The 19,502-nt window shown below is 44.1% G+C and carries 17 protein-coding genes; 7 read left to right on the forward strand and 10 right to left on the reverse strand.

Translation table 11 applies throughout. From position 1 onward, the window contains the following. Positions 1-3: 3 nt before the first annotated feature. The 4 genes from DN53_RS13390 to DN53_RS13405 form a co-directional block, all read right to left on the reverse strand. On the reverse strand, positions 4-1,428 hold the full coding sequence (locus tag DN53_RS13390; protein ID WP_129654943.1) for a Gfo/Idh/MocA family protein: 1,425 nt from the start codon (positions 1,426-1,428) through the stop codon (positions 4-6). A gap of 55 nt (positions 1,429-1,483) precedes the next feature. Next, entirely contained in the window at positions 1,484-2,143 is a 660-nt protein-coding gene (locus tag DN53_RS13395; protein WP_129654945.1) for an HD domain-containing protein, read from the reverse strand. Continuing rightward, positions 2,140-2,883 carry a lysophospholipid acyltransferase family protein gene (locus DN53_RS13400; protein WP_129654947.1) on the reverse strand — a complete coding sequence of 248 codons (744 nt, stop codon included), beginning with the start codon at positions 2,881-2,883 and terminating at the stop codon, positions 2,140-2,142. Before DN53_RS13400 ends, DN53_RS13395 begins: the two co-directional genes overlap by 4 nt. An 85-nt stretch (positions 2,884-2,968) precedes the next feature. Beyond that, positions 2,969-3,379, reverse strand: a complete 411-nt coding sequence (locus DN53_RS13405) for a BrxA/BrxB family bacilliredoxin (RefSeq protein WP_129654948.1) — start codon at positions 3,377-3,379, stop codon at positions 2,969-2,971. A gap of 122 nt (positions 3,380-3,501) precedes the next feature. On the opposite strand from DN53_RS13405, the gene DN53_RS13410 reads away from it, so the two are divergent. Next, the gene (locus DN53_RS13410; protein ID WP_129654950.1) at positions 3,502-4,239 is read left to right on the forward strand and encodes a TerB family tellurite resistance protein; all 738 of its coding nucleotides are present in this window, start codon (positions 3,502-3,504) and stop codon (positions 4,237-4,239) included. On the opposite strand, the gene DN53_RS13415 is transcribed toward DN53_RS13410, so the two are convergent. Beyond that, entirely contained in the window at positions 4,236-5,390 is a 1,155-nt protein-coding gene (locus DN53_RS13415) for a PepSY-associated TM helix domain-containing protein (protein WP_129654952.1), read from the reverse strand. The two genes, DN53_RS13410 and DN53_RS13415, sit on opposite strands and share 4 nt — an antisense overlap. 53 nt (positions 5,391-5,443) lie before the next feature. Further along, positions 5,444-7,828: a TonB-dependent siderophore receptor gene (locus DN53_RS13420; protein ID WP_129654954.1), complete on the reverse strand. Its 2,385-nt coding sequence runs from the start codon at positions 7,826-7,828 to the stop codon at positions 5,444-5,446. Between the two features lie 160 nt (positions 7,829-7,988). On the opposite strand from DN53_RS13420, the gene DN53_RS13425 reads away from it, so the two are divergent. From DN53_RS13425 to DN53_RS13435, 3 genes are all read left to right on the forward strand, one after another. Further along, positions 7,989-8,573 carry a HupE/UreJ family protein gene (locus DN53_RS13425; protein WP_129654956.1) on the forward strand — a complete coding sequence of 195 codons (585 nt, stop codon included), beginning with the start codon at positions 7,989-7,991 and terminating at the stop codon, positions 8,571-8,573. Positions 8,574-8,658: 85 nt separating this feature from the next. Next, on the forward strand, positions 8,659-9,096 hold the full coding sequence (locus DN53_RS13430) for a deoxycytidylate deaminase (RefSeq protein WP_129654958.1): 438 nt from the start codon (positions 8,659-8,661) through the stop codon (positions 9,094-9,096). 16 nt (positions 9,097-9,112) lie between these two features. After that, complete coding sequence (locus tag DN53_RS13435) at positions 9,113-10,738, forward strand: S41 family peptidase (protein ID WP_129654960.1); 1,626 nt, start codon at positions 9,113-9,115, stop codon at positions 10,736-10,738. 4 nt (positions 10,739-10,742) lie between these two features. Here DN53_RS13435 and DN53_RS13440 read toward each other — a convergent pair whose 3' ends face one another. Together DN53_RS13440 and DN53_RS13445 are read right to left on the reverse strand one after the other, a co-directional pair. Beyond that, positions 10,743-10,946 (reverse strand): hypothetical protein, encoded by a 204-nt coding sequence (locus DN53_RS13440; protein ID WP_129654962.1) that lies wholly within the window; start codon positions 10,944-10,946, stop codon positions 10,743-10,745. A 9-nt stretch (positions 10,947-10,955) separates the two neighbouring features. After that, positions 10,956-11,540 (reverse strand): MarC family protein, encoded by a 585-nt coding sequence (locus DN53_RS13445; protein WP_129654964.1) that lies wholly within the window; start codon positions 11,538-11,540, stop codon positions 10,956-10,958. A gap of 121 nt (positions 11,541-11,661) precedes the next feature. On the opposite strand from DN53_RS13445, the gene DN53_RS13450 reads away from it, so the two are divergent. Then, the gene (locus DN53_RS13450; protein ID WP_129654966.1) at positions 11,662-12,240 is read left to right on the forward strand and encodes a DUF3109 family protein; all 579 of its coding nucleotides are present in this window, start codon (positions 11,662-11,664) and stop codon (positions 12,238-12,240) included. Here the strand turns inward: DN53_RS13450 and DN53_RS13455 are convergent. Both DN53_RS13455 and DN53_RS13460 read right to left on the reverse strand, forming a co-directional pair. Continuing rightward, the gene (locus tag DN53_RS13455) at positions 12,230-14,197 is read right to left on the reverse strand and encodes a tetratricopeptide repeat protein (RefSeq protein ID WP_242502145.1); all 1,968 of its coding nucleotides are present in this window, start codon (positions 14,195-14,197) and stop codon (positions 12,230-12,232) included. The genes DN53_RS13450 and DN53_RS13455 overlap by 11 nt on opposite strands. 15 nt (positions 14,198-14,212) lie before the next feature. Continuing rightward, on the reverse strand, positions 14,213-14,947 hold the full coding sequence (locus tag DN53_RS13460) for a LytR/AlgR family response regulator transcription factor (RefSeq protein ID WP_129654970.1): 735 nt from the start codon (positions 14,945-14,947) through the stop codon (positions 14,213-14,215). Positions 14,948-15,848: 901 nt separating this feature from the next. Between DN53_RS13460 and DN53_RS13465 the strand changes: the two genes are divergently transcribed. Together DN53_RS13465 and DN53_RS13470 are read left to right on the forward strand one after the other, a co-directional pair. Next, the gene (locus DN53_RS13465) at positions 15,849-16,835 is read left to right on the forward strand and encodes a ribonucleotide-diphosphate reductase subunit beta (RefSeq protein WP_129654972.1); all 987 of its coding nucleotides are present in this window, start codon (positions 15,849-15,851) and stop codon (positions 16,833-16,835) included. A gap of 135 nt (positions 16,836-16,970) precedes the next feature. Beyond that, positions 16,971-19,442, forward strand: a complete 2,472-nt coding sequence (locus DN53_RS13470; RefSeq protein WP_129654974.1) for a ribonucleoside-diphosphate reductase subunit alpha — start codon at positions 16,971-16,973, stop codon at positions 19,440-19,442. Positions 19,443-19,502 lie beyond the last annotated feature (60 nt).

The raw sequence follows: 19,502 nt of genomic DNA on the forward strand, positions 1-19,502 counted from the left end.
AAATTACGACAGTTCCCAGCCTTTACGGTAGTTCCGGGTGACCCATTCGTTGGCCTTGTCGTAATTGGTGATCTTCATGTTCTCACCATCCCAGAAAAGTTTGCGTCTTCCTGGGTAATCGTATGGATCCCAGTCCCCCACTTTTTTACCTTCTTTCAATACTTTGTATTGATAGGCTTTTACGGCCAAGTTGCCCATAAGTACGGTTTCGGTCAACGGACCGGCTTTGGAGAAATCGGAAGAAGTGGATCCCCCATTGAGGCACACATCAACAAAATTGGCAATGTGACCGCCCATGCTACCGGGAACTCTAGGATATTTTGGTTTTGGAGCTTTGTAGAGGTCCATCATATCGGTGGGGAGCAAACGTGCATTTTGGGAATACGTATCGCAAACCAAAATACCTCGTTCCCCATACATGATGGTTCCACCATCCCGGTTACCGACCATCTCACCATCTTTCAACTCATCGGGCAAGTTGGGCATAATGCCTCCGTCATACCAGTTCAAGGCAATATCTCCATGGTATTCGTGGTCAAATTTCAAATGTATTTTGGAAGAAGGAGGACAGGAAGGGCTGTAATCGGCCTCCACAAAATCGCCTACCCAAACCGTGGTGCAGCTTGCTTCGGCTTCAGTGGGATATCCCAAATCCAGCACACTGAACGGGGTTTCCATAATATGACATCCCATATCGCCCAAAGCACCGGTTCCAAAATCCCACCAACCTCGCCATTTAAAGGGAAGGTAGGCTTCATTATACTCCCGCATGGCGGCCGGACCCAGCCAAAGATCCCAATCCAATCCTTTTGGAACTCTTTGTTTTTCGGTAGGTACGGCAACTCCTTGTGGCCAAACAGGGCGGTTGGTCCAACAATCTATCGTATGGATTTTCCCGATAATTCCAGACTCGACCCACTCTCTTGCAATTCGGCTATCATCACTGGAAGCACCTTGATTCCCCATTTGGGTAACAATGCCATTTTCCTTGGCCACTTGGGTCATCAGACGGGCTTCATGGATGTTATGGGTGAGTGGTTTTTCTACATAGGCATGCTTTTTCTCCCGCATAAAAGGGAGTGCAATGGTGGCGTGCATATGGTCGGGGGTAGCTACCATTATGGCATCAATATCATTCAAATGCGCGTCAAAGACCTTTCTAAAATCCTTGTATCGTTTTACATCAGGGAATTTTTCGAAAGTATCTTTGGCCCGTCTATCATCTACATCGCAGAACGACACAAACTTCACCTTTCCAGTTTCATTGAGACCTTTGATGACACCACTTCCCCTGCCGCCAACACCAAAAGCACCAACATAGAGGGTATCACTGGGGGGAACATGGGTTTTGCCCAGAACATGACTGGGTACAATAGAAAACGCAGCGGAGGCCGCTGCGGCATTTTGAATGAATTTTCTTCTTTGCATTGTGTTAGTTTTGATTGCGATTACAAGATACAAAAAACTGAAAGAGACCAAAGATCTATTGGGTACCTTCCCATTCACCAAAAAACTGATCTAGGAAGGTTTCCATGAATTGGTGTCTCTGTAGGGCAAGTTTTCTGCCGGTTTCGGTGTTCATGCGGTCTTTAAGTAGTAGTAGCTTTTCGTAAAAATGGTTGATGGTAGGGGCCTTGGAGGCCTTGTACTCCTCTTTGGTCATCTGAAGATTAGGAGCAATTTTTGGGTCGTGCAATGCCCTGTTCTTGAATCCCCCATAATTGAAGGCACGTGCAATGCCGATGGCACCAATGGCATCCAATCGGTCTGCATCCTGGACCACTTCCAGTTCTGTGGAAGTAAAGACCGCTCCGTTGTTCTCCAGACTGTTTTTAAAGGACATATGCTGAATGATGTTCACCACATGATTTATGGTGGCGATATCTACCTGTTGGGATTCCAAAAACGTTTTGGCCAGTTTCGGGCCAACGGATTCGTCCCCATCATGGAATTTTGGGTCTGCTATATCGTGGAGCAATGCAGAAAGTTCCACAACAAGGGTGTTGGTGTTTTCATGTTCCGCTATGAATTTGGAAGTGTTGTATACCCGTTCAATGTGAAACCAATCATGACCTCCTTCCGCATGTTCAAGCGCTTTTTTGACAAATGAGATGGTGTTTTGGATGAGTTGGTCGTGATTCATTGGTCCGCGTTTACTCCCGAAGCGATAGTGGCTTCGATTTGGGCAATGAGCTCATCGGAATTGCCTTTGTTCTCTACAGGGACGTGCACCTTTAGGGTAAGGTGTGAGCCCAATCCCATGGGAAATTTGCCATACCGCAATAATTTCCAGGAGTTGTTTATGCTAATGGGCACAATCAAGGCAGAAGGTGAATTTTTCATCAACACTTTGAGTCCAGTGGTCCTAAAAAGTTTGGGAACGCCATTACGGCTTCGGGTCCCCTCTGGAAAAATCACGGCGCTTCGGTTGTGTTTCTCAATATACTTGCCCAGCTTTTGCAATTCGGCAATGGATTGTTTGGGGTCTTTTCTATCGATCAATGCCGAACCACTATGTCTTAAATTGAAAGATACGCTTGGGATGCCTTTCCCCAGTTCAATCTTGCTTACAAACTTAGGATGGTGTTTCCGCATATACCAGATAAGGGGAGGGATGTCGTACATGCTCTGGTGGTTGGAAACCACGATCAAAGGTCGGTCCGTAGGAATGTTGTGGGTGTTCTCAAAGGTGTATCGGGTGCCCAGTAGGTTGGTACATCGCATAATAAACCAATTGAGGATGGAAACGCTTCTTTTATGGGCATCGTACCCAAATACTTTAAGGCAGATCCACTGGATGGGGTGAAAAATGACCAAGACCAATCCAAAACTAATAAAGAAAAGGGAGGTAAAGAGATAGGAAAACAATTTGGCAAGTGTCATTTTCGGATGTTCGGTTTTTGGTAGGGTGTAAAAATAAAAAAACCACCCTTTAAGGGTGGCTTATTTTTTTGGACAGAAGGGATATTTAACAAAATTCGTTATACGCTTCCATCAAATTTTCTGCAATAAGCTCTGCTGGCCTACCTTCAATATGGTGTCTTTCGATCATGTGTACCAACTCCCCATCCTTAAAAAGGGCCATACTTGGCGATGATGGAGGGAAGGGAACCATACGGTTCCTCGCCGTGTTCACGGCATCGGTGTCCACTCCGGCAAATACGGTCGCCAAATGGTCCGGTTTTTTGGAGTTCTGCAGGCTCAATTTGGCCGCTGGTCTTGCGTTGGCCGCTGCACAACCACAGACCGAATTGACCACGATCAACGTGGTACCCTCTTGCTTAAGGGCATTCTCAACGGCTTCACTTGTATATAGTTCTTCAAACCCGGCGGTGGCCAAGTCTGCTCGCATAGGTTTTACCAATTCTTCAGGATACATAGACTACTTTTTAATTAGAGTCCAAAGATACGGTTTTGTTGGTTTATTTTCATGCTCCTTAACATTGTATAAGGCTTAGCTTCTTGCACAAAGCCCTATATTTGGGCTTTAATTTTTGTAGGATGATCAAATGGGTTGCGGCCTTAATTGGATTTTTTATTAGAGGAATTGTCGGAGCGGTCTTAGGGTTCTTTGTGGGCAGTCTACTGGATGGACTTGGAGGCTCATCAAAATCATCCAGAAGTGTTTTTCAGGATTTTACCCGCCAGAGCGTTTCCCCGGCCGATTTTGAACTGAACTTGCTCTCCCTTTGTTCCATCATCATCAAGGCTGACGGACAGGTAAGCCAACGTGAATTGGACTATGTACGCCAATATTTTTTAAGCACCTATGGAAAGGAAAAGGCCAATGCCATTTTCAGGACTTTCAATGAGGTGATCAAAAAACGGGAGGTATCCGCCCAACGGATTTGTACCTATATGGTCCAACGTACCCGCTACGAGGTACGGTTGCAATTGCTACACTTTTTGTTCGGGATAGCCCAAGCCGATGGGCAAGTAAGTCAGGCAGAGACTTCCAAGCTGCGGGAAATTGCCGGGTACCTTCGGGTGGGGATGCACGATTTTGAAAGTATCATGGCCATGTTCATCAAATCAGCGGACAATGCCTATAAGATCTTGGAGATAGAAAGGAGTGCCACGGACGAGGAGGTGAAAAAGGCCTATAGAACCATGGCCAAAAAATACCATCCAGACCGTGTAGTCACTGAAGACAAAGCCATTCAAAAAGGGGCCGAAGAAAAGTTCAAGGAGGTGCAAAAAGCCTACGAGACCATCCAGAAAGAAAGAGGGATGTCCTAGGCTGTTGCCAGTTTTCTTCTTCGCTTACTTTTCTTTTTCAATTTGTTGATATAGATAATGGTTCCCGTTATGGGTAAACTGGTCCCTATCAAACAGGCCAAAAAATACAACCACTTACTAAAGGTTCCATAGATTTCCCCTGTATGGATGGGTCTAATGGCCGATGCGATTTTTACGTTCAAGGGTTTGTCCGCATAGAGTTCTTTGTGAATGATTTTCCCGGAGGTGTGGATTTGCAATTGATCTTGGGCCACAGTGGACCAAGAGTCGTCCGCTATTTTTCTGAATCCATAAACGGGATTTTTTTCATTGGGCAAAGTTATTGTGAGTGTGCCGTTGTAATCCAAGGTATTGTTGGCCAAAAGTACTGCTTGCTCCAAATCAATTGCCTTGTCACCCTTCAGATTCTCCAAATCCACTTTGGGTTGAGCCCCACGGTTTCCAAAGACCTTGGCGCCCATAAGGGAACTCAAGCCATCCCTATAACCTTCAAAAGACCAGCAAAGGCCGGTGATTCCCATAATCAAAATAAGTAGACAGGAATAAAAACCAAGGGTGTTGTGCAGGTCATGGTTGATACGTTTCCAATTGGCGCTGGTCTTGATCTTGAAACCAGCCTTAACGGTTTTCCATTTTACCTTTTTGGGGAACCAAAGAACGATTCCGCTAATGGACAGGATCAAGAAAATTATGGTGGCAATCCCTACTATGGGCCTACCCAATTCAATATCCATCAACAACCATCGGTGCAGTTTGAACATGCTGAACATAAAATCATCCATTCCGGTCTTTTGGGGAGCCAAAATCTCGGCGGTGTATGGATTTACCTCATAGGTAGATCCCCTTCGTTGTTTGGGGTCCTCTTTAATGGACAATTGGTAAGGGGCAGCGTTATCAGTAGGCACGGTTATGGCCATGAGTTGCCCTTTGGCTTGTATGTTGGGATCATCCACAATTTGGGAAAGGGATATTTTGTTACCAGTTGCCTGGACCTTCATTTCCTCTTTGAACCACTGCTCTATCTCCTTTTCAAAAGTTAGTATGGTACCGCTAAGGCAGACCAAGAAAATGATGATGCCGCTGGTCAATCCAAGCCATAAATGAACATCGTTGATAAAAGCCCGTATACCGTAAGTTTTACTTTTTCCCATAACCATAAAAAGGCCCAACGCTTCCGCTGGACCTGTATATTTTAAATTTTCTGTTAGAATGAATAGGTGACCACCCCTGCCAAGTTGAATGGATCGGTTTGATTGATGAATCGGGTTCTATAGGCGTTGTACCCTATTTCATCAAAAACATTGTTGGCGATGACCCTAAAGTTCCAATTTCGATTGAATCGATACGAAGCTTGAAGGTTGACCAAGGTGTAGGCATCTACATCAAAAGGTTTTTGATTGGGTACTATACCTTCATGGGTAACGGCGCCGGCACTCCAGTCGTTGATGGGTCTTTTTCCGGTGTAGTAGGCGCCCCCACCAAAGGTGAGGCCTTCCAAGGCTCCTTTGAACCCGTAGTTCATGTAAAGGTTGAAAGTGTGCTTAGGGGTATTCAAGGGTGCAGATCCATATACAAATGAGGTGTGTTCCTTGTACTGTGCATCAATATAGGAGTATCCTCCGATCAGTTCCAGATTGTCCAATAGTCTTCCGGTCAACTCCAGTTCCACACCTTTGCGTTCATCGTTACCTCCTTTTTGGTAAAACCCAGTGGCCACCCAGTTTTCATCATAAACAGGTAGGTTGATGTTTTTGTTGTTGATTTTAAAATACGTAAAGTTAAATCGAAGCTTGTTGTCCAACCAGTTGGTTTTGATTCCTGCTTCCAACTGATCAAAACGCTCGTTGCCCAAAGGTTCCCCATTCTCATCCAATCTAGATGCTGTTCTGGGGTAGGCGCTGTTGGTGTAAGAAGCAAATACATTGATGTTTTGGTACGGGGTCACAATAATCCCAGCCAAAGGATTGAAGGCATCATTGGAAACAGACTCGGTGTCCGTATCTGTTTTTGTGGTGCTGTAACGGATGCCCAAGAAGGACTTCAGCCAGCTGTTGAAGGTGACCACATCCTGCGCCACAAACCCTAGGGATCGTGACGAAGCTTCTCCCTCGTTGGGAGTTCCAAAGGCAATGTTGGAAGGTAAGGTGTTGTTTATGGGGGCAAAGACATCAATGGTGTCCAAGTTGGATATGGTTTGGGAGAATGTGCTGTAGCTGGAAGATCGATAGTCCATACCCACTTGGAAGGTATGTTTGATGCTGCCTGTTTCCAGCTTATCCCCAATAAGATCTACTTGTAGGACGCTGTTCTTGTCATTTCGCTCAGAATTGGAGAACCCTCTGATGCGTTGGTTGTAAATGGCATTGTCTTCGTTGTCCGTAATGGCATTTCCCAAGCTGGCACCTCTGCTGTCCAAATCCAAATTGGAGTGGTAATAGGCCACTTGAAGATCAAGCTGATCGTCCAACTCCCTGTTGAAACGAATGGAGTAAGTTTGGTTCATGGTGTTGGATCTATCGGTCTCAAAGCCCAAGAATTGATCATACGGCATATCGTAAATGGCATTGGTGTTGTTCTCGCCCAAGTTTACGGTTCCTATGTCCGGGGTACGGCTATCATCCAAGTAATCCATTTCCATGGTAAGCTTGCTCTTGTTGTCAATACGCCATTCCAAGGATGGATTGATGTAAAAGCGCTCGCCTTCAACCTTATCCCTAAATGAATCCCCTTTTTCAAAGGTTCCATTGATTCTAAAAGCAAGATTTTTACTGTTGTTGAGGGGTCCGTACACATCGTAGGTGGTCCTGGCTTGTCCAAAACTGCCCACACGTCCGCTCACATTACCGCCAAATTGATATCTGGGGGTTTTGGTCACAATATTGATGACCCCACCTGGGCTTCCCAAGTCGGTGGCCACCCCTTGTGTAATGGAAGCGGCACCTTTCAATACTTGGATATTATCCACCCCTTGCATATCGGTGAGTACGCCAACTCCCCTAAAATCAGAATTGATCCGCACCCCATTTTTGAGGATGGGGATTCCCCTAAAACCTCGGGACGACATACTTTCCCTTTGATTGCCATAGGTGGCAAAGGTGTATACCCCGGGTACGTTTTTGGTAGCTTCTGATATGGTTAGGTTTCCCTGTTGCTCAATAAGCTTTTCAGAAACCACTGAAATACTCTGGATCTGTTCATATGGAGCCAAGGGAAGTCGCGTCAGGGCCTCGATTTTATCGGGATGTTCATAACGGTTCCCAAAAACTTCCACTTGTTCCAACTCGTTCCCTTGCTCAAGCGTGAAGTTTAAGGTCACTTCAGTGTTGGAGCGTACCTCCACCTGTTGTTTTGCGGAATGATATCCCACTGAAGAAACCACTATTTCGTAGGTGTTGGGAAGTAGATTTTTGAGTTCATAAGCGCCATTTTGATCGGCCGAGACCCCAATGCCGTCAGCTTTTATGATCACATGGGCAAAAGGAACTGGCTCACCCGTAGTATCGGTAATGGTGCCGGAAACACTCCCTTGTTGGGCGGAACAGACTCCTATGGTTGTAAATAAAAAGATTGAGAATAGTTTTTTGAACATTATAGTTATTATTTAGACTTATTAAAAATAGATGGCAAATATAAGGCTGGGGGCTATAACCAAACAAGAATTATTTAGATTAATTAAAAATAATTTTAAAGGGATTTCAATTCCTGCTTTTAAAGCGGTGATTATTACCTATTTTTGGATTTAAAAGAGTATGCAGGAATTCTTGTTTTACATCAAGTTGGGACTTAACCATGTTTTGGACTTTGGGGCTTACGACCATATTTTGTTCCTATCTGCCTTGGCGGTACCCTTTACGTTCAAAAGTTGGAAAAGGGTGTTGATCTTGGCCACCATTTTTACCGTTGCACATTGTACGTCCTTGGCCCTTTCGGTATATGAAGCCGTTACGGTTGATGTTGGACTTATTGAGTTTCTGATTCCGGTCACCATTTTATTGACGGCCCTCTTCAATTTTGCCTATGTGTTCAAAGAGGCGTTGGATGTTGGACTTTTTCTCCATGTTCTGGCCACGGCTTTTTTTGGGTTGATCCATGGTTTTGGCTTTTCCAATTATTTTAAAATGCTCATGGCCGAGGAAGAGGATAAGATCACACCGCTTTTGGGTTTTGCCACAGGGATAGAACTTTCCCAAGTGACCATCATTTTGGCGATTTTGACCTTGGCATTTGTGGTTTTGGATGTGTTGAAGGTCAAAAGACCTGTTTTTATTGCGGTGACCTCCATTTTGGTGATTGCCATTACAATACCCCTGCTCATTGCAACGTTTCCCATGTAGGCCCTTCGTTAAAATTAATCGAATAAGGTTGTACGGGTCTTTCAAAGCGGGTATATTTAATTATTCTCGATTTTTTTATTGATGTATGAAGGAGAGTAAACAAGAAAAGTACGACAAAGCGTATTTGCGAATGGCCTTGGAATGGGGAAAACTTTCCTATTGCGAGAGAAGGCAGGTGGGGGCCATTATCGTAAAAAATAGAATGATCATTTCCGATGGGTACAACGGAACACCTACGGGATTTGAGAATATATGTGAAGATGATGAAGGGTATACCAAATGGTATGTGCTTCATGCGGAAGCCAATGCCATTTTAAAGGTGGCGTCCTCAACCCAATCCTGTGAGGGGGCCACTTTGTACATTACCTTGTCCCCGTGCAGGGAATGTAGCAAATTGGTGCATCAGTCTGGCATAAAACGTGTGGTGTACCAAACCGCGTACAAAGACGATTCAGGATTGAAATTTTTGGAACGGGCCGGCGTTGAAATCGTGCATATGCCCGTTCTGGAGGAAATGGTGTAAGCCTCAACTTGCTATTATGAAGAAAATTAATGGATATATCTGGCCCACACTGCTGGCCCTTGCCGTAGCCATAGGGATTTTTATAGGAGGAAAACTCCATTTTAATGATACTCCCGAAAAATTGTTTTCCACCAATTCCAAGAAGGACAAACTCAACCGACTTATAGATTATATCGACTACGAATATGTGGACGAAATTGACACGGATAGCATAGTGGATGTGACGGTGAACAATATTTTGGGCAAGCTGGATCCACATTCCGTGTACATTCCCAAAAGCGAAATGGATGAGGTCTCCGAAAACATGAAAGGTGATTTTGCCGGAATAGGCGTCAGTTTTTATATGTTTAGGGATACCATTACGGTGATACGGACCATTAAAAACGGCCCCAGCTATATCAGCGGTATAAAACCTGGAGATCGCATATTGACGGCCAATAGCGACACACTCTTTGGAAGAAGGGTTCCCAATAATGAAGTAGTCTCCAAACTCAAGGGTAAGATAGGGACCAAAGTGGACCTTAAAGTGTTTAGAAAGTCGGAGAACCGGACCATGGATGTCACGGTTACCCGTGGGCATGTACCCATTCGAAGTGTGGACGCCTACTATATGCTCAGCAAGGATTTGGGATATATCAAAATCAATCGGTTTGCCGAATCAACCTTTAAGGAATTTCAGGACGCCCTAAGAAAGCTGAAATTACGGGGAGCCGAGAAATTGGTGTTGGACCTAAGGGATAATCCTGGCGGTTATCTGGGTATTGCCGAGAAATTGGCAGACGAGTTTTTGGAAGATGACAAGTTGATTCTCTTTACCAAAAACAAAAAGGGAAGAATAAAAAAGGCCTTTGCGACCAGCAAGGGTGATTTTGAGAACAAACCGGTATATGTACTGATCAATGAACGTTCCGCATCGGCCAGTGAGATCATAGCGGGTGCCCTTCAGGACAATGATATAGGAACCATTGTGGGAAGGCGTTCCTTTGGAAAAGGACTGGTGCAGCGGGAAATGGACCTGGGAGATGGTTCCGCGGTGCGACTTACCGTATCCCGATACTATACCCCAACGGGCCGTTCCATTCAAAAATCATACAAAAAAGGACATCGAGACTACTACCAGAAATTTATGGAACGCTATACCAATGGCGAACTGGTTTCTGCCGACAGCATTAAAGTAGCGGACTCCCTAAAATTCCGTACCCCAAAAGGGAAAATCGTCTACGGAGGGGGAGGCATTATTCCGGATGTTTTTGTGCCAATTGGAAGCAATGAGGAAGAGGCCATTGAAAGTATGGATGATACCTACCAATTTTTTTCCCGATTTGTTTTTGAACACTTGGAAGAGGATAGAGACCGATACGCTTCCTACAGTATGAACCAATTTTTGGAGGAGTTCCGTGTGGACGATATTCTTTTTGATCAGTTCCTCCAATTTGTGCTGAACCGAAAGATAAAGATGGACTTCTATGCCCAAGAGGACAAAATAAAGGCCTACATAAAAGCCAATATTGCCGAACAGTTGTTTTCGCCCAATCTATCTGCGGAAATCAAAGGAGAATATGACCCTATGCTCAACAAGGTGCTGGAATTGGATACCATTACATTTGACCAACCCGAAGTGGGTGCGGCCATCAAAAAATAAGGGATTAGTTGTCCTTTATCTTTTTTTCAATCTTTTTTGAAGTCATAAAGATCAATAGCAACACAATGGCGCACAATGATGCCACGATTCCAATCAAGGCAATGGTGCTGTCCCCTTGAAATGGGTTTTCAAAATCAACCAGGGTTACGTTATAAGCGATTAGCGCCAAGGCCAAAACAATAAGGACGATACTGAAGGGTCTGTTCATAAACGAATTTTAAATGCCGTGCGTAAAGAGCTCATTGATATTGGCAGCAAATAGCTTTACAGCAATCGCCAAAAGAATCACCCCAAACACTTTTCGGATAATGTTGAGGCCGTTTTTGCCCAATACGCGCTCAATTTTGGCACTGGACTTCAGCACCAGATATACAAAGATAATGTTTAGGATAATGGCAACGATGATGTTTTCCACATAGTATTCTGCACGGAGGGCCAACAGGGAGGTCATGGTCCCGGCCCCGGCAATAAGTGGAAATGCAATGGGAACTATGGAAGCACTTTCCGGCTCATCATCTTTATAAAGGCTGATGCCCAAGATCATCTCAATGGCAAGAAAAAAGATAATGAAGGAACCTGCCACGGCAAAGGAGTTCACATCAATTCCTATCAAAGACAAGATTCTTTCCCCCACAAAAAGGAATGCTACCATGATACAGGCTGCCACAATGGAGGCTTTTTCAGATTGAATATGCCCTACCTTGTTTCGCAATGAGATAATGATCGGGACACTCCCTACAATATCTATCACCGCAAAAAGAATCATGCTGGCGGTCGCTATTTCCTTAAAATTGAAATTCATGGCTGTATTTTTTTCAGTCTGCAAATGTACGTGTAAAAAAGACTTTTGGATGATATAAAAATGTTTGGAAAAGGTCAAATTTTGGGTTTTGGACTACCTTTGCCCCAAAACAGGCATAATTATGTTCCAGATAGGGAAAACCATAGTGTCCGAGGAGATTTTGGAGAACGATTTTGTGTGCAACCTAAATGCGTGCAAGGGCGCTTGCTGTGTAGGAGGGGAATATGGTGCCCCGGTAGAGGATTCGGAAACCGATATCTTGGTCAATATCTATCAAGAAGTAAAGCCCTACTTGCGTCCAGAGGGAGTCAAAGCCATTGAGGAACAGGGTGTTTTTGTAAAAGGAGAGGATGGCGAATGGGAAACCCCTTTGGTAAACAACAGCGAATGCGCCTACGTGATTTTTTCGGAGGATGGCATCACCAAATGTGGTATAGAAGCAGCCTATGAGGACGGCGCTACAAAATGGAAGAAGCCCGTTTCATGTCATCTTTATCCGGTACGTACCCGGGAATATTCAGAATTTACTGCGGTGAACTACCACAAATGGGAAATTTGCGACCCGGCCTGCAGCCTTGGGAAGGAGTTGAAAGTGCCCATCTATAAATTTGTCAAGGAAGCTTTGATCCGCAAATTTGGCAAAGCGTGGTACAGTGAATTGGAAGAGGTAGCGTCCGGGAACGCGGCTTCTAAATCGTAGGAATATCTAAAATGACTTTGGTGCCTATTGGATTTCCCCCTTCATCAAAAAGGTCCACAATATCCACATCAAACTTGTTTTGGTAATCCTTTGAAAAGTTGGCCAAACGTTCCTTGGTTATGCGGATACCCACGGATTTTCTTTTCAGCACCCTGTTTTCTTTGTTGACCTCTGCAGCGCCCCTGCCTACACCGTTGTCCATAATTTCTATGGAAACGTGGCTTTGGTTCTTTCGTTTGACGTTCACATGAATTTTCTTTTCCCCTTCTTTTGGCGAAAGCCCATGCCATAAAGAGTTTTCCAAAAAAGGCTGTAATGCCAGGGAAGGCATTTTAATATTGGTTGGGCATACACTTTCGTCCACGGTGATTTTAAAGTCTATTTCGTTGGAAAAGCGAATGTTTTCAATGTTCATGTACAATTCCACGGTTTCCAGTTCCTCCGCTAAGGTAATTTCCTTTTGGGAAGAAGCCTCCAATATCTTTCGGACCAATTTGGAAAATTTGTTGAGGTAGTGAACGGCATTTTTTTGCTCGTTGTTGATGATGTAAAGCTTGATGGAGTTCAGCGAATTGAACAAAAAATGGGGGTTCATCTGACTGCGAAGCATGGTCTGTTCCAAGGAAAGCACCCGCTTCTCGTTTTTGCTCTGGTATTGCCGATATAGAATGTAAAGGATGGATGATATGAGACCCACAATAAGGGCGCTGACCAATAGGGTGGTCTGGTTTTTTCGAAGTCTAAGGCGCACGATCTCATTCTCTTTGGCCAACACGGAGATTTGGTTGTTCTTCTTGTCCGCCTCATATCGGACAATGACATCGTTCATGTACCTTAGGTTGGTGGCATTGGAGATCTGGTCGCTATATTCATCAACCTTTTTAAAGTACTCATAGGCCATTTGATAGTTGCCCCTTGCTTCTTCAAGTTCCGAAAGCTTTTGATACCCATTGAGCATGTTGCTGGGCATATTGTGGCTTTTCGCCATTTCCAGGCCCTCTTGGATAAATGTATTGGCCTTGTCGTACTGTGCCAATTTAGTGTAGGCCCATCCCGTATTGATGAAAACAGAGGAGGTAATTGAAAAGTCACCTATTTTTTTGGATTCCTTGTGCAGCGGCTCCAAGAGTACAATGGCGGCATAAGGCATATTTTGTTTCAGATAAATTTGGGCCAGGCTGTTTTTACAGATGACCCTGCCATAGGCAGAGTTTATTTCCTCATTATAAGCCAAGGATTTCCGATAATTTTCCAAGGCTGCTTCCAAGTCACCCTTTTGTTCCAAACAGTCCCCGATGTTCTGATGGTTAATGGCCAGGCCGAGCTTGTTTCCGAGTTCCTCTTCCAATTTCAATGCTCTTTTAAACTGTGCAATGGCCAAGTCGTACTGCTCCAAGGTTTGGTATAGGTTTCCAATGGAGTTCAGGGAAATATTGATGTGCCGTTTAATATGATGGGAAGGATTTTCCACTTCTTCAGCCAACTCCATGGCTTTTTGGTGGTAATCCAAGGCTGTTTTTATGGCGTCAGTTCGTCTGTAGACTACCCCAAGCATGTTCAGGCTTAAGACCTTTAGTTCGGTGTTGTTGGCGCTCTCCGAAAGTTCCAAGGCTTTTTCGTGTAGGTCCGCCGCTTTCTTGTACTGGGAAATGTTCCTGTATTTGGTCCCCAATTGGTTAAGGGCGAATGCCTCTCCTTCCAAATAATTGTTTTCCTTGGAGAAGTTGGCAAAATAGCGTATCAGGGTAGTATCTCCTTTCTCGGATTTCAACTCGGTGTCCAATGCCACATAGGTCTTGGGCATCAATTGTACGATCCTTTCCACCTTTTCCTTGAACGCTTCTGGAATTTCTTGGGCGTAAAATGTTGCAACAAACAAAAGGTAGGCCAAGGAAAATAGAGTTACCCTTCGCAGTCGACCTAATTTTTCGATGTGTGTGGACTCTATTTTGGACACAGGGATTGAGGGGGATTACAGCATATCCAAAAAATCGGATTTTTTTTGCCGGGAGACAGGAATTTTGTGGTTGGACTCCAAGACCACATAGCCGTCCGTTTTTAGAAATTCTTTTATCTTGTTCAGGTTGATGATGTAGGAATTGTGTATCCTGAAAAAGCTGTTATCAGGTAAGAGGGCATTTACTTCTTTGAGTTTTTTGGTGAGAAGTATTTTTTGCCCATCGCTCAAAAAAATGGTGCTGTAGTTTCCGTCAGATTCGGCATACAGGATATCGTCACTGTTAAGGAACAGCAATTTACCATCCGTATTGATGGTTATTTTTTTGCTGTGGGATTCTGCATTGAAATTCAGTAGAATCTTTTCCAACCGATTAACGGTCAAATTTTTGGCATTGAATTTCTTGATCTTTGCAATGGTCACTTCCAAATCATCCGTATCAATGGGCTTGAGCAGATAATCTATAGCTTCGTTCTTCAAGGCCTGTAGGGCATACTGGTTATAAGCTGTGGTAATGACAACGGGGAAGTCCTTGTTTTTAAGGCTTTTAATGAACTGAAACCCATCCATGGCCGGCATTTCAATGTCCAAAAAAAGGCAGTCTGGGGTATTGCGTTCCAGATACTCCAAAGCCTCATGGGCATCGGTAAAGGAAGCTACAATATCCACCTCATCGCTCAAGTTGGTCAATTCCCAACTCAAGCTCTGAAGAGCCTTTATTTCATCGTCAACAATAACAGCTTCTAGCATGCTACGGTAATTAGGTATATCAAATTTATGATTATTCTTTCAACGCGTCCTTAAATTATGTGCTAATGGATGTATTACACGTATAATCGGTAAAAAAAGCCGAATCAAGCGAAAAAGCTGGGCTTTCGGGCTTGTGTATCAATTTTTTAACCAAATGTCCATGGATACCAAAACCAATTATACATAAAAGACAACCGTTTATACATACCCAAGGAGGAGCGGTGGCATTGTTGGCTATCTTGGCTCTGTCAAAAATTGGAGTATCATAAAGTACTGTTATGAGAAAATGTGTTGTATTGTTTGTGATTTTGGTGGCGGCTTTGATTTTTGCGGCAATTTCCGAGAAAAAGGAGTTGAAAATACAATCGCATTGGAATGAGATGGCTGTTGAAAGCAATCATCTATCTAGATAAGAAGTTCATATACATATTGCCAAGACTTGTACGGCCGAAGCAACCATTCTCTTGATTATAGAAACCGCTTGCAAAATAAAATCTTCGGTCTGCCCAGGGGTCAATTTTGGTTTTTAGGTTTCGGGGGAACTACCTAAATATTCCAAAGATCCTGTCGGAAAGGCATGGAGAGGCCGTACTGTTTGGTAATATCCCGTTAAGCTCCTGAGTTTAATCATCATAAAAACAAGACCAAAAAGTATATTTTTGATATACTTTTTGGTCTTTTTCTTTTTGGGCGCCCAACATCAAAAACTTATCATTTTTTCCCATTTTGGTCAAACCCAAGAAACATCGTTGGCGACCCTAGATTTCAACAGTTTGTGTTAAAAACTTTGCCTCGGTTTTGCAAAAACCAACTTTACATTCTAACAACAATTTTGAATCTTTGTTAGCCTATTCACATGGAAATTTCCTTCCAGATTATAAACCTTTAGCAACAAGAAACTATGTCGGCAGCCATTGAACCCATATTGCAAGAAAACAAAGACAGATTTGTGATTTTCCCCATAGAGCATCATGATTTGTGGGAATGGTACAAAAAATGTGAAGCTTGTTTTTGGACTGCCGAGGAGATTGACCTGCATCAGGATCTCACGGATTGGAACTCCAAGCTGAATGACGACGAGAAATATTTCATAAAGCATATTTTGGCCTTTTTTGCCGCTTCGGACGGGATTGTGAATGAGAACTTGGCAGAAAACTTTGTGAATGAGGTACAGTACTCCGAAGCCAAATTTTTCTACGGGTTCCAGATTATGATGGAGAACATCCACTCCGAAACCTATTCCTTGCTCATAGACACCTATGTGAAGGATGAAAAGGAAAAGAATGTGCTCTTTAAGGCCATCGAGAATTTCCCTGCCATCAAAAAGAAAGCGGATTGGGCCCTAAAATGGATAGAATCCCCAAGTTTTGCGGAGCGCTTGATTGCCTTTGCCGCGGTCGAGGGAATTTTCTTTTCCGGTGCGTTCTGTTCCATCTTCTGGTTGAAGAAAAGAGGGTTGATGCCCGGACTTACTTTTTCCAATGAACTGATTTCAAGGGATGAAGGAATGCATTGTGATTATGCAGTGCATTTGCACAATAACCACTTGGTCAATAAGGTGCCAAAGGAGCGTATCAAGGATATTATCGTAGATGCCCTGAACATAGAAAGGGAATTTATTACCGAGTCATTGCCGGTGAGCCTCATTGGGATGAACGCAAAACTAATGACCCAGTACTTGGAGTTTGTAACCGACAGGTTATTGGTGGAATTACAATGTGAAAAAGTGTACAACGCCACCAATCCATTTGATTTTATGGACATGATCTCCCTTCAGGGCAAGACCAATTTCTTTGAAAAACGGGTGTCCGAGTATCAGAAGGCAGGTGTTTTGAACAAGGAAAAGGATTCTGATTCGCAAAAAATCAGTTTCGACGCGGACTTTTGATCCAAGCTTTTTTGTTGACTTTCCATGCCCCCGGGAGTCTACATGACCTTAACCTGAAAATGTTAAAATTTTAACATCACGGTATGCAATTGGGCAAACACAACATATCAATTCAAATAAAACACTAGTAGCGCCATGTATGTAGTAAAAAGAGACGGAAGAAAAGAGCCGATCATGTTCGACAAGATTACGGCCAGGGTTAGAAAACTTTGTTATGGGCTCAATGCCCTAGTGGATCCCGTTAAAGTGGCCATGAGGGTCATCGAAGGACTTTATGATGGTGTTACCACCTCAGAGCTCGATAATCTGGCGGCCGAGATCGCGGCCACGATGACCACAACGCATCCGGATTATGCAAAACTAGCTGCCCGTATTTCCGTTTCCAACCTGCATAAGAACACCAAAAAGTCTTTCTCCGAGACCATGAAGGACTTGTACGAGTATGTAAATCCAAGAACCGGTAAAAAAGCTCCCCTGTTGTCCGATGAGGTGTTCAAGGTGATTTCGGAAAATGCAGAGACCTTGGATTCCACAATCATTTACAACCGGGATTTTGGCTACGATTATTTCGGTTTTAAAACCTTGGAACGCTCTTATTTGCTCAAGCTGAACGGTAAAATTGCCGAACGTCCCCAGCATATGCTCATGAGGGTGGCCGTTGGGATTCATTTGGACGATATGGATGCCGTTGTGGAAACTTATGAGTTGATGTCCAAAAAATACTTTACCCATGCTACGCCGACCCTTTTCAATTCGGGGACGCCAAAGCCACAGATGTCATCTTGCTTCCTTTTGGCCATGAAGGACGATAGCATCGATGGAATTTACGATACCCTAAAACAAACGGCCAAGATTTCCCAGTCCGCTGGTGGGATTGGATTGTCTATTCACAACATTAGGGCAACAGGATCCTATATTGCAGGAACCAATGGAACCTCCAACGGAATTGTTCCCATGTTACGGGTTTTCAATGACACGGCCAGATATGTGGACCAAGGTGGTGGAAAAAGAAAGGGAAGTTTTGCCATTTATGTGGAACCATGGCATGCCGATATTTATGATTTTCTGGAACTTAAAAAGAACCACGGGAAAGAAGAAATGCGGGCCAGGGACCTATTCTATGCCATGTGGATACCGGATTTGTTCATGAAACGAGTGGAAGCGGATGACACATGGACCTTGATGTGTCCTAATGAATGTCCAGGATTGTTCAATACCCATAGTGAGGAATTTGAGGCCCTGTACACCCAATACGAAGCTGAAGGAAAAGGAAGAAAGACCATAAAGGCCCGAGACCTTTGGGAAAAAATATTGGAGTCCCAGATAGAGACGGGTACCCCCTATATGCTGTACAAGGATGCAGCCAACAGGAAGAGTAACCAAAAGAATTTGGGGACCATCCGCTCCTCCAATCTCTGTACCGAGATTTTGGAATACACTTCCCCAGATGAGGTGGCCGTTTGTAATTTGGCCTCCATTGCATTGCCCATGTTCGTGAAGAATGGGGAGTTTGATCATAAGGAGTTGTTCCGGGTGACCAAAAGGGTGACCAAGAACCTCAATAAGGTCATTGACCGCAATTTTTATCCCGTTAAGGAAGCGGAGAACTCCAATATGCGACACAGACCTATAGGTCTGGGTGTTCAGGGATTGGCCGATGCCTTCATCATGTTGCGATTGCCTTTTACCAGTGATGAGGCCAAAAAATTGAACCAGGAGATTTTCGAGACCCTTTATTTTGCTGCCGTTACCGCTTCCATGGAACAGGCCCAAGAAGAAGGGGCCTACTCTACCTATGAGGGTTCGCCCATGTCCAAAGGGGAGTTTCAACACAATCTTTGGGGGGTTAAGGATGAAGAACTTTCCGGAAGATGGGATTGGGGAAAACTCCGAAAAGAGGTCAAAAAACACGGGATACGAAACTCCTTGTTGGTAGCCCCAATGCCTACCGCATCCACCTCCCAGATTTTGGGCAATAATGAATGCTTTGAACCCTACACCTCAAATATCTACACCCGAAGGGTATTGTCCGGAGAGTTCATTGTGGTGAACAAGCACCTATTGGAAGATTTGGTACGATTGGGTTTATGGAACGAAAACCTAAAACAGGAATTGATGCGTGCCAATGGCTCGGTTCAAGGCATCGATGCCATTCCAGAAGATATCAAGGAGCTTTACAAGACCGTCTGGGAACTTAGTATGAAGGATATTATCGACATGAGTAGACAAAGAGGCTATTTCATTGACCAGAGCCAATCATTGAACCTGTTCATGGAGAATGCCAATTATCCCAAGCTCACCTCTATGCACTTTTATGCTTGGAAGAGCGGTCTTAAGACCGGAATGTATTATCTGAGGACCAAAGCGGCAGTGGATGCCATTAAGTTCACTTTGGACAATACCAAGAAAAAAGAAGAGCCTGTGAGTGTTGCGGTCGAAACTACGGAAACTGCAGCGGTGGCAACGGAAGCCATTAAGGTGGAGGCAGTGGCCGTAAACCAACAGGAAGTGGACATACAGCCCCTCACACCAGAAGAAATGAAAGAAATGATCGAGCGCGCCAAGGCAGGTCAAGCAGATGACGATTGCCTAATGTGTGGATCATAAGTCTGTACTGGACTCAAAACAGTACATGTGATAGTGTTTATTGATTAGATGCCTCGGAAG

This window comes from Flagellimonas olearia (genome assembly GCF_004150225.1).
GTDB classification, from domain to species: Bacteria; Bacteroidota; Bacteroidia; order Flavobacteriales; family Flavobacteriaceae; genus Flagellimonas; species Flagellimonas olearia.

Coding starts and splice junctions, on each gene's coding strand:
- DN53_RS13390 (WP_129654943.1), bottom strand. CDS start 1,428: ATGCAAAGAAGAAAATTCATTCAAAATGCCGCAGCGGCCTCCGCTGCG.
- DN53_RS13395 (WP_129654945.1), bottom strand. CDS start 2,143: ATGAATCACGACCAACTCATCCAAAACACCATCTCATTTGTCAAAAAA.
- DN53_RS13400 (WP_129654947.1), bottom strand. CDS start 2,883: ATGACACTTGCCAAATTGTTTTCCTATCTCTTTACCTCCCTTTTCTTT.
- DN53_RS13405 (WP_129654948.1), bottom strand. CDS start 3,379: ATGTATCCTGAAGAATTGGTAAAACCTATGCGAGCAGACTTGGCCACC.
- DN53_RS13410 (WP_129654950.1), top strand. CDS start 3,502: ATGATCAAATGGGTTGCGGCCTTAATTGGATTTTTTATTAGAGGAATT.
- DN53_RS13415 (WP_129654952.1), bottom strand. CDS start 5,390: ATGGGAAAAAGTAAAACTTACGGTATACGGGCTTTTATCAACGATGTT.
- DN53_RS13420 (WP_129654954.1), bottom strand. CDS start 7,828: ATGTTCAAAAAACTATTCTCAATCTTTTTATTTACAACCATAGGAGTC.
- DN53_RS13425 (WP_129654956.1), top strand. CDS start 7,989: ATGCAGGAATTCTTGTTTTACATCAAGTTGGGACTTAACCATGTTTTG.
- DN53_RS13430 (WP_129654958.1), top strand. CDS start 8,659: ATGAAGGAGAGTAAACAAGAAAAGTACGACAAAGCGTATTTGCGAATG.
- DN53_RS13435 (WP_129654960.1), top strand. CDS start 9,113: ATGAAGAAAATTAATGGATATATCTGGCCCACACTGCTGGCCCTTGCC.
- DN53_RS13440 (WP_129654962.1), bottom strand. CDS start 10,946: ATGAACAGACCCTTCAGTATCGTCCTTATTGTTTTGGCCTTGGCGCTA.
- DN53_RS13445 (WP_129654964.1), bottom strand. CDS start 11,540: ATGAATTTCAATTTTAAGGAAATAGCGACCGCCAGCATGATTCTTTTT.
- DN53_RS13450 (WP_129654966.1), top strand. CDS start 11,662: ATGTTCCAGATAGGGAAAACCATAGTGTCCGAGGAGATTTTGGAGAAC.
- DN53_RS13460 (WP_129654970.1), bottom strand. CDS start 14,947: ATGCTAGAAGCTGTTATTGTTGACGATGAAATAAAGGCTCTTCAGAGC.
- DN53_RS13465 (WP_129654972.1), top strand. CDS start 15,849: ATGTCGGCAGCCATTGAACCCATATTGCAAGAAAACAAAGACAGATTT.
- DN53_RS13470 (WP_129654974.1), top strand. CDS start 16,971: ATGTATGTAGTAAAAAGAGACGGAAGAAAAGAGCCGATCATGTTCGAC.